Raw genomic sequence first — 14,026 nt, forward strand, 5'->3', positions numbered from 1 at the left:
TGCTGAACAACAACATCACAACACACGTAATAACCAGAAGAATGGGGATTCTCAGGATGAACATAAAGGGTAAAGCGTTACTGGCAGGATGTATCGCGCTGGCATTCAGCAATATGGCTCTGGCAGAAGATATTAAAGTCGCGGTCGTGGGCGCAATGTCCGGTCCGGTTGCGCAGTACGGTGACCAAGAGTTTACCGGCGCAGAGCAGGCGGTTGCGGATATCAACGCTAAAGGCGGCATTAAAGGCAACAAACTGCAAATCGTAAAATATGACGATGCCTGTGACCCGAAACAGGCGGTTGCGGTGGCGAACAAAGTCGTTAACGACGGCATTAAATATGTGATTGGTCACCTCTGTTCTTCATCAACGCAGCCTGCGTCTGACATCTACGAAGACGAAGGCATTTTAATGATCACCCCAGCGGCAACCGCGCCGGAGCTGACCGCCCGTGGCTATCAGCTGATCCTGCGCACCACCGGCCTGGACTCCGACCAGGGGCCGACGGCGGCGAAATATATTCTTGAGAAAGTGAAACCGCAGCGTATTGCTATCGTTCACGACAAACAGCAATACGGCGAAGGTCTGGCACGAGCGGTGCAGGACGGCCTGAAGAAAGGCAATGCTAACGTGGTGTTCTTTGATGGTATCACCGCCGGGGAAAAAGATTTCTCTACGCTGGTGGCGCGTCTGAAGAAAGAGAATATCGACTTCGTTTACTACGGCGGTTACCACCCGGAAATGGGGCAAATCCTGCGTCAGGCACGCGCGGCAGGGCTGAAAACTCAGTTTATGGGGCCGGAAGGTGTGGCTAACGTTTCGCTGTCTAACATTGCGGGCGAATCAGCGGAAGGGCTGCTGGTGACCAAGCCGAAGAACTACGATCAGGTTCCGGCAAACAAACCCATTGTTGACGCGATCAAAGCGAAAAAACAGGACCCAAGCGGCGCATTCGTTTGGACCACCTACGCCGCGCTGCAATCTTTGCAGGCGGGCCTGAATCAGTCTGACGATCCGGCTGAAATCGCCAAATACCTGAAAGCGAACTCCGTGGATACCGTAATGGGACCGCTGACGTGGGATGAGAAAGGCGATCTGAAAGGCTTTGAGTTCGGCGTATTTGACTGGCACGCCAACGGCACGGCGACAGATGCGAAGTAATCATTAATCGGCAACTTTGGGTTGCCGCCAAATTGCTAATATCGAGTACGTTGCTTCATGCCGGATGCGGCGTAAACGCCTTATCCGGCCTATAAGATCCAAAGAAATCAGTAAATTGCAACACACATTGTAGGCCTGATAAGCGTAGCGCATCAGGCAATTTCTCGTTGGTCATCACTTTTGAAATCAACTTGACGATTAACGCTTCTCCCAGCCGCCCTGTTGCGCCGTAAATCCCAGTGCCTGCATAAACGCTGTCATCACACCGCGATCTTCCACGCCTGCATCCGCTATCCACCAGCATGAAACGCCAGGATTGTTACGCAAAACCTCTTCCAGCAGATATTGCCCCACACCGCGACGTCGGGTGACTTCCCGCACACGCAGGGAATCCAGTGCTCCCTCGGTGCCGCTTAAGGTTACCCGTACGGCAGCGAGCAGGCGCTCGTTAAAACGCGCGGCGTAGATACGGTGGTTATCGTCAACCTGTAAAGAGGAAGGGGAATACTCCGGCCAGATCTTTTGCAGGTCAATCCGGTCCTGGTCGCTAAAGTTTTCTAATCGAATGATGGTCAGCTTCATGGGTAACCCGTGTAAATCACAAAAGTGGAACCAGTGTAGCGAAATAATTTAATCGGAGGCTTTCTCTTTTTTATTTCTTTTGGCAGGTGATTAATTTTTTAACAGCAATAATTACAAAGTTAAAACATTAGAGAATGAAAAATACCCAGCATAATCCCCTGAATGGTAGTGAATTATTCCGCCCTTTGTGCCGTTATTTTATGCTGACAAAGGCACTTTTTTCTGTTTATCTATCAATAAATTCAGAATATTATCTGTTCTTAATCGACTGAAAAATAGGGATTTTAATCACTGTTATCACAAAATACTGCGCTAAACCCTTAATCAGACAGGCAAAAACAGTGCAGTATAAAAAAAGAACAGTCTGATTTGTTAACACATAAAAACAAAGCAACACAACATCACGAATGGGGATTTTTGACTATGAAACGGAATGCGAAAACTATCATCGCAGGGATGATTGCACTGGCAATTTCACACACCGCTATGGCTGACGATATTAAAGTCGCCGTTGTCGGCGCGATGTCCGGCCCGATTGCCCAGTGGGGCGATATGGAATTTAACGGCGCGCGTCAGGCGATTAAAGACATTAATGCCAAAGGGGGAATTAAGGGCGACAAGCTGGTTGGCGTGGAATATGACGACGCCTGCGACCCGAAACAAGCCGTTGCGGTCGCCAACAAAATCGTTAATGACGGCATTAAATACGTTATTGGTCATCTGTGTTCTTCTTCTACCCAACCTGCATCAGATATCTACGAAGACGAAGGTATTCTGATGATCTCGCCGGGAGCGACCAACCCGGAGCTGACCCAACGCGGTTATCAACACATTATGCGTACTGCCGGGCTGGACTCTTCCCAGGGGCCAACGGCGGCAAAATACATTCTTGAGACGGTGAAGCCCCAGCGCATCGCCATCATTCACGACAAACAACAGTATGGCGAAGGGCTGGCGCGTTCGGTGCAGGACGGGCTGAAAGCGGCTAACGCCAACGTCGTCTTCTTCGACGGTATTACCGCCGGGGAGAAAGATTTCTCCGCGCTGATCGCCCGCCTGAAAAAAGAAAACATCGACTTCGTTTACTACGGCGGTTACTACCCGGAAATGGGGCAGATGCTGCGCCAGGCCCGTTCCGTTGGCCTGAAAACTCAGTTTATGGGGCCGGAAGGTGTGGGTAACGCATCATTGTCGAATATTGCTGGCGATGCTGCCGAAGGCATGTTGGTCACTATGCCAAAACGCTATGACCAGGATCCGGCAAACCAGGGCATCGTTGATGCGCTGAAAGCAGACAAGAAAGATCCGTCCGGGCCTTATGTCTGGATCACCTACGCGGCGGTGCAATCTCTGGCGACTGCCCTTGAGCGTACTGGCAGCGATGAGCCGCTGGCGCTGGTGAAAGATTTAAAAGCTAACGGTGCAAACACCGTGATTGGGCCGCTGAACTGGGATGAAAAAGGCGATCTTAAGGGATTTGATTTTGGTGTCTTCCAGTGGCACGCCGATGGTTCATCCACGGCAGCCAAGTGATCATCCCACCGCCCGTGAAATGCGGGCGGGTTTAGAAAGGTTACCTTATGTCTGAGCAGTTTTTATATTTCTTGCAGCAGATGTTTAACGGCGTCACGCTGGGCAGTACCTACGCGCTGATAGCCATCGGCTACACCATGGTTTACGGCATTATCGGCATGATCAACTTCGCCCACGGCGAGGTTTACATGATTGGTAGCTATGTCTCCTTTATGATCATCGCCGCACTGATGATGATGGGCATTGATACCGGCTGGCTGCTGGTGGCGGCGGGATTCGTCGGCGCAATCGTCATTGCCAGCGCCTACGGCTGGAGTATCGAACGGGTAGCCTATCGCCCGGTGCGTAACTCTAAGCGCCTGATTGCGCTCATCTCGGCAATCGGCATGTCCATCTTCCTGCAAAACTACGTTAGCCTGACCGAAGGTTCGCGTGACGTGGCGCTGCCCAGTCTGTTTAACGGTCAGTGGGTGGTGGGGCATAGCGAAAACTTCTCTGCCTCTATTACCACCATGCAGGCAGTGATCTGGATTGTTACTTTCCTCGCCATGCTGGCGCTGACGATTTTCATTCGTTATTCCCGTATGGGGCGCGCCTGCCGTGCCTGCGCGGAAGATCTGAAAATGGCGAGCCTGCTTGGCATCAACACCGACCGGGTGATTGCTTTGACCTTTGTTATTGGCGCGGCGATGGCGGCAGTGGCTGGCGTACTGCTCGGTCAGTTCTACGGCGTCATTAACCCCTATATCGGCTTTATGGCCGGGATGAAAGCCTTTACCGCTGCGGTGCTCGGTGGGATTGGCAGCATTCCAGGGGCGATGATTGGCGGGCTGATCCTGGGGATTGCGGAGGCGCTCTCTTCTGCCTATCTGAGTACGGAATATAAAGATGTGGTCTCATTCGCCCTGCTGATTCTGGTGCTGCTGGTGATGCCGACCGGTATTCTGGGTCGCCCGGAGGTAGAGAAAGTATGAAACCGATGCATATTGCAATGGCACTGCTCTCTGCCGCGATGTTCTTTGTCCTCGCTGGCGTCTTTATGGGCGTGCAACTGGAGCTGGATGGCACCAAACTGGTGGTCGACAGCGCTTCGGATGTCCGTTGGCAGTGGGTGTTTATCGGCACGGCGGTGGTCTTTTTCTTCCAGCTTTTGCGACCTGCTTTCCAGAAAGGGCTAAAAAGCGTTTCCGGGCCGAAGTTTATTCTGCCCGCGATTGATGGCTCCACGGTGAAGCAGAAACTGTTCCTCGTGGCGCTGCTGGTGCTTGCGGTGTCGTGGCCGTTTATGGTGTCACGTGGGACGGTGGATATCGCCACTCTGACCATGATCTACATTATCCTCGGTCTCGGGCTGAATGTGGTTGTTGGTCTTTCTGGTCTGCTGGTGCTGGGGTACGGCGGTTTTTACGCCATCGGCGCTTACACTTTTGCGCTGCTCAATCACTATTACGGTCTGGGGTTCTGGACCTGTTTGCCGATTGCCGGACTGATGGCAGCGGCGGCGGGCTTCCTGCTTGGTTTTCCGGTGTTGCGTCTGCGCGGTGATTATCTGGCGATCGTTACCCTCGGTTTCGGCGAAATTGTGCGCATATTGCTGCTCAATAACACCGAAATTACCGGCGGCCCGAACGGTATCAGTCAGATCCCGAAACCGACTTTCTTCGGCCTTGAGTTCAGCCGTACCGCCCGTGAAGGCGGTTGGGACACGTTCAGTAATTTCTTTGGCCTGAAATACGATCCCTCCGATCGCGTCATCTTCCTGTATCTGGTGGCGTTGCTGCTGGTGGTGCTAAGCCTGTTTGTCATTAACCGCCTGCTGCGGATGCCGCTGGGGCGTGCGTGGGAAGCGTTGCGTGAAGATGAGATCGCCTGCCGTTCGCTGGGCTTAAGCCCGCGTCGTATCAAGCTGACTGCCTTTACCATCAGTGCCGCGTTTGCCGGTTTTGCCGGAACGCTGTTTGCTGCGCGCCAGGGCTTTGTCAGCCCGGAATCCTTCACCTTTGCTGAATCGGCGTTTGTACTGGCGATAGTGGTGCTCGGCGGTATGGGATCGCAGTTTGCGGTGATTCTGGCGGCAATTTTGCTGGTGGTATCGCGCGAATTGATGCGTGATTTCAACGAATACAGCATGTTAATGCTCGGTGGTTTGATGGTGCTGATGATGATCTGGCGTCCGCAGGGCTTGCTGCCCATGACGCGCCCGCAACTGAAGCTGAAAAACGGCGCAGCGAAAGGAGAGCAGGCATGAGTCAGCCATTATTATCTGTGAACGGCCTGATGATGCGCTTCGGCGGCCTGCTGGCGGTGAACAACGTCAATCTTGAACTGTACCCGCAGGAGATCGTCTCGTTAATCGGCCCTAACGGTGCCGGAAAAACTACGGTTTTTAACTGTCTGACCGGATTCTACAAACCCACCGGCGGCACCATTTTACTGCGCAATCAGCACCTGGAAGGTTTACCGGGGCAGCAAATTGCCCGCATGGGCGTGGTGCGCACCTTCCAGCATGTGCGTCTGTTCCGTGAAATGACGGTAATTGAAAACCTGCTGGTGGCGCAGCATCAACAACTGAAAACCGGGCTGTTCTCTGGCCTGTTGAAAACGCCTTCTTTCCGTCGCGCCCAGAGCGAAGCGCTCGACCGCGCCGCCACCTGGCTTGAGCGCATTGGTTTGCTGGAACACGCCAACCGTCAGGCGAGTAACCTGGCCTATGGTGACCAACGCCGTCTGGAGATTGCCCGCTGCATGGTGACGCAGCCGGAGATTTTAATGCTCGACGAACCGGCGGCAGGTCTTAACCCAAAAGAAACCAAAGAGCTGGATGAGCTGATTGCCGAACTGCGCAATCATCACAACACCACTATCTTGTTGATTGAACACGATATGAAGCTGGTGATGGGGATTTCAGACCGAATTTATGTGGTCAATCAGGGGACGCCACTGGCAAACGGTACGCCGGAGCAAATCCGTAATAACCCGGACGTGATCCGTGCCTATTTAGGTGAGGCATAAGATGGAAAAAGTCATGTTGTCCTTTGACAAAGTCAGCGCCCACTACGGCAAAATCCAGGCGCTGCATGAGGTGAGCCTGCATATCAATCAGGGCGAGATTGTCACCCTCATTGGCGCGAACGGGGCGGGGAAAACCACCTTGCTCGGCACGTTATGCGGCGATCCGCGCGCTACCAGCGGGCGAATTGTGTTTGATGATAAAGACATTACCGACTGGCAGACGGCGAAAATCATGCGCGAAGCGGTAGCGATTGTCCCGGAAGGGCGTCGCGTCTTCTCGCGGATGACGGTGGAAGAGAACCTGGCGATGGGCGGCTTTTTTGCCGAACGCGACCAGTTCCAGGAGCGCATAAAGTGGGTGTATGAACTGTTCCCACGTCTGCATGAGCGCCGTGTTCAGCGGGCAGGCACCATGTCCGGCGGTGAGCAACAAATGCTGGCGATTGGTCGCGCGCTGATGAGCAACCCGCGTTTGCTGCTACTTGATGAGCCATCGCTTGGTCTTGCGCCGATTATCATCCAGCAAATTTTCGACACCATCGAGCAGCTGCGCGAGCAGGGGATGACTATCTTCCTCGTCGAGCAGAACGCCAACCAGGCGCTAAAGCTGGCGGATCGCGGCTACGTGCTGGAAAACGGCCATGTGGTGCTCTCCGATACTGGTGATGCACTACTGGCGAATGAAGCGGTGAGAAGTGCGTATTTAGGCGGGTAATAACACGTTGATTGATAAGGAGTCAAAAGACTCCTTTGAGACAGGTGACAAATGTAAAATTGCCTGATGCGCTGCGCTTATCAGGCCTACTGGGTGAGTTGCAATATATTGAATTTGCACGATCTTGTAGGCCGGATAAGGCGTTTACGCCGCATCCGGCATGAAACGATGAGTAATCTGTAGAGTTTGATTCAGACCTTCTATTTTTCCGCTTATCCGTGCCCCATCTCCCATTTTCCCTCACCCACGCCGTCACCGCCTTGTCATCTTTCTGACACCTTACTTGCAGGTTTATGAAGTTGGCACCGCCACCATGATGGCATCGAAAGCCATTAAACCGGTATATGACGTGTTTAAAGAGGCAGGGATTCAATTCGATGAGTCGCAGTTTGTGCCGACGGTTTCCGGTTACTACTCCGACAGCAAAACGGGCCACTTACTCTCCCAGCCATTCAACAGCTCGACTCCCGTTCTCTATTACAACAAAGACGCCTTCAAGAAAGCGGGGTTAGACCCGGAACAGCCGCCGAAAACCTGGCAGGATCTGGCGGACTCTTCCGCAAAACTGAAAGCCTCCGGTATGAAGTGCGGCTACGCCAGCGGCTGGCAGGGCTGGATCCAACTGGAAAACTTTAGCGCCTGGAACGGTCTGCCGTTTGCCAGCAAAAACAACGGCTTTGACGGCACGGACGCGGTGCTGGAGTTCAACAAGCCGGAGCAGGTGAAACACATTGCCATGCTCGAAGAGATGAACAAGAAGGGCGACTTCAGCTACGTCGGTCGTAAGGATGAATCCACCGAGAAGTTCTATAACGGTGATTGCGCGATGACCACCGCCTCTTCCGGTTCTCTCGCTAATATTCGTGAGTACGCCAAATTTAACTATGGCGTAGGCATGATGCCTTACGACGCCGATGCGAAAGATGCACCGCAAAACGCCATTATCGGCGGGGCCAGCCTGTGGGTGATGCAGGGCAAAAATAAAGAAACGTATACCGGCGTGGCGAAGTTCCTCGACTTCCTCGCGAAGCCAGAAAACGCTGCCGAGTGGCATCAGAAAACCGGTTATCTGCCAATCACCAAAGCAGCGTATGACCTGACCCGTGAGCAGGGCTTTTATGAGAAAAACCCAGGGGCGGATACCGCGACGCGTCAGATGCTGAATAAGCCGCCGTTGCCGTTCACCAAAGGGCTGCGTCTGGGCAACATGCCGCAGATCCGCGTGATTGTGGATGAAGAGCTGGAGAGCGTGTGGACCGGTAAGAAGACACCACAGCAGGCACTGGATACCGCCGTTGAGCGTGGAAATCAGTTGCTGCGCCGCTTTGAGAAATCGACGAAGTCTTAATCAGTGTAATGTCGGATGCGTTTCGCTTATCTGACCTGGCATCGCGTGTAGGCCGGATAAGCGAAGCGCATCCGGCACAGTTCAGGAATTAACCGTAATGTCATCATCCCGTCCGGTGTTCCGCTCGCGCTGGCTGCCTTATCTGCTGGTCGCGCCGCAGCTCATCATCACCGTTATCTTTTTTATCTGGCCTGCGGGCGAAGCGTTGTGGTACTCGCGGCAAAGCGTCGATCCGTTTGGTTTCTCCAGCCAGTTTGTCGGTCTGGATAACTTCGTCACGCTGTTCCATGACAGCTACTATCTAGACTCCTTCTGGACGACGATAAAATTCAGCACCTTTGTCACCGTCAGCGGTTTGCTGGTATCGCTGTTCTTTGCGGCGCTGGTGGAGTACATCGTGCGCGGCAGCCGTTTCTATCAAACCTTGATGCTGCTGCCGTATGCCGTGGCTCCCGCCGTTGCCGCCGTATTGTGGATCTTCCTGTTTAACCCCGGTCGCGGGCTGATCACCCATTTTCTCGCTGAGTTCGGCTACGACTGGAACCACGCGCAAAACAGCGGTCAGGCAATGTTTCTGGTGGTGTTTGCCTCGGTGTGGAAGCAAATCAGCTACAACTTTCTGTTCTTCTATGCCGCGCTGCACTCCATTCCCCGTTCGTTGATTGAAGCCGCAGCTATTGACGGCGCAGGGCCGATTCGCCGCTTCTTTAAGATTGCTCTGCCGCTTATCGCTCCGGTGAGTTTCTTCCTGCTGGTGGTGAACCTGGTGTACGCCTTCTTCGACACCTTCCCGGTGATCGACGCCGCCACGTCCGGCGGGCCGGTTCAGGCCACCACTACGCTGATTTATAAGATCTACCGCGAAGGCTTTACCGGACTGGATCTGGCTTCGTCTGCCGCGCAGTCGGTGGTGTTGATGTTCCTCGTCATCGTGCTGACGGTGGTGCAGTTCCGCTATGTTGAAAGCAAGGTGCGTTACCAATGATTGAGAACCGTCCGTGGCTGACGATATTCAGCCATACCATGCTGATCCTCGGGATCGCGGTGATCCTCTTCCCGCTGTACGTGGCGTTTGTCGCGGCGACGCTGGATAAACAGGCCGTCTATGCCGCGCCGATGACGCTCATCCCCGGCACACATCTGCTGGAAAATATCCACAACATCTGGGTTAACGGGGTAGGCACGAATAGCGCGCCGTTCTGGCGGATGTTGCTTAACAGCTTTGTGATGGCGTTCAGCATTACGCTCGGCAAAATTACCGTCTCGATGCTCTCGGCATTTGCCATTGTCTGGTTTCGTTTTCCGCTACGTAACCTCTTCTTCTGGATGATTTTTATCACCCTGATGCTGCCGGTTGAAGTACGTATCTTCCCGACGGTGGAAGTCATCGCCAACCTGAAAATGCTCGACAGCTACGCCGGTTTAACGCTGCCGCTGATGGCCTCGGCGACCGCCACGTTTCTGTTCCGCCAGTTCTTTATGACCCTACCGGATGAATTGGTGGAAGCCGCGCGGATCGACGGCGCGTCACCAATGCGTTTCTTTTGCGACATCGTTTTTCCGTTGTCCAAAACTAATCTGGCGGCGCTGTTTGTGATCACCTTTATCTACGGCTGGAATCAGTATTTGTGGCCGTTGTTGATTATTACCGACGTTGATCTCGGCACCACCGTGGCAGGGATCAAAGGGATGATCGCTACAGGCGAAGGCACCACGGAATGGAACTCGGTAATGGCGGCGATGTTGTTAACGCTTATCCCTCCGGTGGTGATTGTTTTAGTGATGCAGCGTGCCTTCGTGCGCGGCCTGGTCGATAGTGAGAAATAAGATGGCAGGACTGAAATTACAGGCAGTAACCAAAAGCTGGGATGGCAAAACCCAGGTCATTAAACCGCTGACCCTTGATGTGGCGGATGGCGAATTTATCGTGATGGTCGGGCCGTCTGGCTGCGGGAAATCGACGCTGCTGCGCATGGTTGCCGGGCTGGAGCGGGTGACAGAAGGCGATATCTGGATCAACGACCAGCGCGTGACCGAAATGGAGCCGAAAGATCGCGGGATTGCGATGGTGTTCCAGAATTACGCGCTTTATCCGCATATGAGCGTAGAGGAGAACATGGCGTGGGGGCTGAAAATTCGCGGCATGGGCAAGCAGCAAATTGCCGAGCGCGTTAAAGAAGCGGCGCGCATTCTGGAACTGGACGGTCTGCTTAAGCGTCGTCCGCGTGAGCTATCCGGCGGTCAGCGCCAGCGTGTGGCGATGGGCCGCGCGATTGTGCGCGATCCGGCGGTGTTCTTGTTTGATGAGCCGCTCTCTAACCTCGATGCCAAGCTGCGCGTGCAGATGCGTCTTGAACTGCAACAGTTGCACCGTCGCCTGAAAACGACTTCACTCTACGTTACTCACGATCAGGTTGAAGCGATGACGCTCGCCCAGCGAGTAATGGTGATGAACGGTGGCGTTGCCGAACAGATTGGCACACCAGTTGAAGTCTACGAAAAGCCCGCCAGCCTGTTTGTGGCGAGTTTTATCGGCAGCCCGGCGATGAACCTGCTGACAGGCCGCGTGAATAATGAAGGCACGCATTTCGAACTGGACGGCGGTATCGTGCTACCGCTAAACGGTGGCTACCGTCAGTATGCCGGGCGTAAAATGACTCTCGGCATTCGCCCGGAACATATAGCGCTAAGCTCGCAGGCAGAAGGTGGTGTGCCGCTGGTGATGGACACGCTGGAGATCCTCGGCGCAGATAACCTGGCGCACGGACGCTGGGGCGAGCAGAAGCTGGTGGTGCGACTGGCGCATCAGGAGCGCCCGACGGCAGGCAGCACGCTGTGGCTGCATTTGGCGGAAAATCAGCTGCATCTTTTTGATGGTGAAACAGGACAACGAGTATGAGTAACTGGCCTTATCCCCGCATCGTCGCTCATCGTGGCGGCGGTAAGCTGGCCCCGGAAAACACCCTGGCGGCAATCGACGTCGGGGCAAAATACGGTCATAAGATGATCGAATTTGACGCGAAGTTATCGAAAGATGGCGAGATCTTCCTGCTCCATGACGACAATCTCGAACGCACCAGCAACGGCTGGGGCGTCGCGGGTGAACTGAACTGGCAGGATTTACTGCGCGTGGATGCGGGCAGTTGGTACAGCAAAGCGTTTAAAGGTGAGCCGCTGCCGTTGCTTTCGCAGGTGGCGGAACGCTGTCGCGAACACGGGATGATGGCGAATATCGAAATCAAACCCACCACTGGCACTGGACCATTAACGGGCAAAATGGTGGCGCTGGCGGCACGCCAACTGTGGGCCGGTATGACGCCGCCGCTGCTGTCATCGTTTGAGATTGATGCTTTAGAAGCTGCACAACAGGCGGCACCGGAACTGCCGCGTGGTTTATTGCTTGATGAGTGGCGCGACGACTGGCGCGAACTGACCGCGCGGCTGGGCTGCGTCTCTATTCATCTCAATCATAAGTTACTCGATAAAGCGCGAGTGATGCAGTTGAAAGACGCCGGATTACGGATTCTGGTTTATACCGTCAATAAACCCCAGCGCGCGGCAGAGTTGCTGCGCTGGGGCGTGGATTGCATCTGTACCGATGCGATTGACGTGATTGGTCCGAACTTTACGGCCCAATAGTTTTCAACGGAATGTCAGGCTGCGGCGTGCTGGGCTGATTCAGCATGTCGCCGTTTCTCCTTTCCGGCAGCATATGCTGCTGATTCAACGAACTATCCGGATTACGGTTGCTGTTTAACATCCCGCCGTTGGTGTTGGGCAGCATTTGCTGCCGGGCGGGATTTCGCTCCCCCGGCTGTGACTGCAACACCCGCTGAGAATTATTGTTTATCTGGTTTTCTAAATGCTGCTGTTGCAACTGAGTTTGCGTTTTCAGTTGCTGATTCAGCATCCCTTTTTGCTGGATTTGCTGAGTCTGCATCTGGGTTTGCATCCGCTGCTGGCTGGGTATCTGATACCCCGGCTGGTTAGGGTTGTTCAGAGTATTAATGGGCTGTGCAAAGCCGACAAACGGCAGGAGTGCCGTAAGAATCAGAAGTCGTTTCATCGCGTATCCTCCTCTGAAGATATCCTTTAAGTTTACTCGCTTCCCGACAAAACGATGATTAATTCAGAGTTATATACCAGGCTTAGCTGGGGTTGCCCCTTAATCTCTGGAGAATAACGATGATAAAACCGACGTTTTTACGCCGGGTGGCCATTGCTGCTCTGCTCTCAGGAAGTTGTTTTAGCGCCGCCGCCGCGCCTCCTGCGCCGCCCGTCTCGTATGGTGTGGAGGAAGATGTCTTCCACCCGGTACGCGCGAAACAGGGAATGGTAGCGTCTGTGGACGCCACTGCCACTCAGGTGGGGGTGGATATCCTCAAGGAGGGCGGGAATGCCGTTGATGCCGCCGTGGCGGTGGGCTACGCGCTGGCGGTAACGCATCCGCAGGCAGGGAATCTGGGCGGTGGTGGTTTTATGTTAATCCGCTCGAAAAATGGCAATACCACGGCTATCGATTTCCGCGAAATGGCACCCGCCAAAGCGACCCGCGATATGTTCCTCGATGATCAGGGCAACCCGGACAGCAAAAAATCACTCACTTCGCATCTGGCTTCCGGCACACCGGGTACGGTAGCAGGTTTCTCGCTGGCGCTGGATAAATACGGCACCATGCCGCTGAACAAAGTCGTGCAGCCCGCGTTTAAACTGGCACGCGATGGTTTTATCGTTAACGACGCGCTGGCTGACGATCTCAAAACCTACGGTAGCGAAGTGTTGCCGAATCACGAAAACAGTAAAGCTATCTTCTGGAAAGAGGGCGAGCCGCTGAAAAAGGGCGACACGCTGGTGCAGGCGAACCTGGCAAAGAGCCTGGAGATGATTGCTGAAAACGGCCCGGACGAATTCTATAAAGGCACGATTGCGGAACAGATCGCCCAGGAGATGCAGAAAAACGGTGGCTTGATCACTAAAGAAGATTTAGCGGCCTATAAAGCGGTCGAACGCACTCCGATAAGCGGCGATTATCGCGGGTATCAGGTTTACTCCATGCCACCGCCATCCTCCGGCGGGATCCATATCGTACAAATCCTCAATATTCTGGAAAACTTCGATATGAAGAAATACGGCTTTGGCAGCGCCGATGCGATGCAAATCATGGCAGAAGCGGAGAAATACGCCTACGCCGACCGCTCGGAATATCTTGGCGACCCGGATTTTGTCAAAGTCCCGTGGCAGGCACTGACCAATAAAGCCTATGCCAAATCCATTGCCGATCAAATTGATATCAACAAAGCGAAGCCGTCCAGTGAGATTCGCCCTGGCAAGCTTGCGCCTTATGAGAGTAATCAAACTACCCATTACTCTGTAGTGGATAAAGACGGTAACGCGGTGGCGGTGACCTATACGCTGAACACCACCTTCGGTATGGGCATTGTCGCGGGCGAGAGCGGTATTCTGCTTAATAATCAGATGGATGATTTCTCCGCCAAACCGGGCGTACCGAACATTTACGGGCTGGTGGGCGGTGATGCCAACGCCGTCGGGCCGAATAAACGTCCGCTGTCATCGATGTCACCAACCATTGTGGTGAAAGACGGTAAAACTTGGCTGGTTACCGGTAGTCCTGGCGGGAGTCGGATTATTACCACCGTGCTGCAGGTAATGACTCCA

12 protein-coding genes and 2 pseudogenes are annotated in these 14,026 nt (G+C 54.0%); 12 read left to right on the top strand and 2 right to left on the bottom strand.

What is annotated here, in order from left to right; all coding sequences use genetic code 11:
* The first annotated feature begins 56 nt into the window (after window positions 1-56).
* Window positions 57-1,160 (top strand): branched chain amino acid ABC transporter substrate-binding protein LivJ, encoded by a 1,104-nt coding sequence (livJ, locus tag C1P89_RS21305; RefSeq protein ID WP_001021996.1) that lies wholly within the window; start codon window positions 57-59, stop codon window positions 1,158-1,160.
* 198 nt (window positions 1,161-1,358) lie between these two features.
* Here the strand turns inward: livJ and panM are convergent, their stop codons facing one another.
* Window positions 1,359-1,742 carry an aspartate 1-decarboxylase autocleavage activator PanM gene (panM, locus tag C1P89_RS21310; protein WP_000778788.1) on the bottom strand — a complete coding sequence of 128 codons (384 nt, stop codon included), beginning with the start codon at window positions 1,740-1,742 and terminating at the stop codon, window positions 1,359-1,361.
* Between the two features lie 423 nt (window positions 1,743-2,165).
* Between panM and livK the strand changes: the two genes are divergently transcribed.
* From livK to ugpQ, 10 genes and pseudogenes are all read left to right on the top strand, one after another.
* Window positions 2,166-3,275 carry a high-affinity branched-chain amino acid ABC transporter substrate-binding protein LivK gene (livK, locus tag C1P89_RS21315; RefSeq protein WP_000827696.1) on the top strand — a complete coding sequence of 370 codons (1,110 nt, stop codon included), beginning with the start codon at window positions 2,166-2,168 and terminating at the stop codon, window positions 3,273-3,275.
* Between the two features lie 47 nt (window positions 3,276-3,322).
* Window positions 3,323-4,249 (top strand): high-affinity branched-chain amino acid ABC transporter permease LivH, encoded by a 927-nt coding sequence (livH, locus tag C1P89_RS21320; RefSeq protein WP_001295111.1) that lies wholly within the window; start codon window positions 3,323-3,325, stop codon window positions 4,247-4,249.
* Window positions 4,246-5,523, top strand: a complete 1,278-nt coding sequence (gene livM / locus C1P89_RS21325; protein ID WP_000803788.1) for a branched chain amino acid ABC transporter permease LivM — start codon at window positions 4,246-4,248, stop codon at window positions 5,521-5,523. The genes livH and livM overlap by 4 nt, the downstream gene beginning before the upstream one ends.
* Window positions 5,520-6,287, top strand: a complete 768-nt coding sequence (gene livG, locus C1P89_RS21330; RefSeq protein WP_000082110.1) for a high-affinity branched-chain amino acid ABC transporter ATP-binding protein LivG — start codon at window positions 5,520-5,522, stop codon at window positions 6,285-6,287. The genes livM and livG overlap by 4 nt, the downstream gene beginning before the upstream one ends.
* Window position 6,288: 1 nt before the next feature.
* Entirely contained in the window at window positions 6,289-7,002 is a 714-nt protein-coding gene (livF, locus tag C1P89_RS21335; protein WP_000416895.1) for a high-affinity branched-chain amino acid ABC transporter ATP-binding protein LivF, read from the top strand.
* Between the two features lie 283 nt (window positions 7,003-7,285).
* Window positions 7,286-8,350: pseudogene (gene ugpB, locus C1P89_RS21340) on the top strand (sn-glycerol-3-phosphate ABC transporter substrate-binding protein UgpB); the annotation flags it as partial.
* 97 nt (window positions 8,351-8,447) lie between these two features.
* On the top strand, window positions 8,448-9,335 hold the full coding sequence (ugpA, locus tag C1P89_RS21345) for a sn-glycerol-3-phosphate ABC transporter permease UgpA (RefSeq protein WP_000099299.1): 888 nt from the start codon (window positions 8,448-8,450) through the stop codon (window positions 9,333-9,335).
* Window positions 9,332-10,177 (top strand): sn-glycerol-3-phosphate ABC transporter permease UgpE, encoded by an 846-nt coding sequence (ugpE, locus tag C1P89_RS21350; protein WP_000572164.1) that lies wholly within the window; start codon window positions 9,332-9,334, stop codon window positions 10,175-10,177. Before ugpA ends, ugpE begins: the two co-directional genes overlap by 4 nt.
* Before the next feature lies 1 nt (window position 10,178).
* Window positions 10,179-11,249 carry a sn-glycerol 3-phosphate ABC transporter ATP binding protein UgpC gene (gene ugpC / locus C1P89_RS21355; protein WP_000907798.1) on the top strand — a complete coding sequence of 357 codons (1,071 nt, stop codon included), beginning with the start codon at window positions 10,179-10,181 and terminating at the stop codon, window positions 11,247-11,249.
* On the top strand, window positions 11,246-11,989 hold the full coding sequence (gene ugpQ / locus C1P89_RS21360; protein ID WP_000073597.1) for a glycerophosphodiester phosphodiesterase: 744 nt from the start codon (window positions 11,246-11,248) through the stop codon (window positions 11,987-11,989). The genes ugpC and ugpQ overlap by 4 nt, the downstream gene beginning before the upstream one ends.
* Here the strand turns inward: ugpQ and C1P89_RS21365 are convergent.
* The gene (locus C1P89_RS21365; RefSeq protein WP_000825996.1) at window positions 11,976-12,416 is read right to left on the bottom strand and encodes a DUF2756 family protein; all 441 of its coding nucleotides are present in this window, start codon (window positions 12,414-12,416) and stop codon (window positions 11,976-11,978) included. The two genes, ugpQ and C1P89_RS21365, sit on opposite strands and share 14 nt — an antisense overlap.
* A 119-nt stretch (window positions 12,417-12,535) precedes the next feature.
* Here C1P89_RS21365 and ggt point away from each other — a divergent pair.
* Window positions 12,536-14,020: pseudogene (gene ggt, locus C1P89_RS21370) on the top strand (gamma-glutamyltransferase); the annotation flags it as partial.
* Window positions 14,021-14,026: the final 6 nt, after the last annotated feature.

This window comes from Shigella sonnei, from assembly GCF_002950395.1.
In the GTDB taxonomy this organism is placed as follows: domain Bacteria; phylum Pseudomonadota; class Gammaproteobacteria; order Enterobacterales; family Enterobacteriaceae; genus ECMA0423.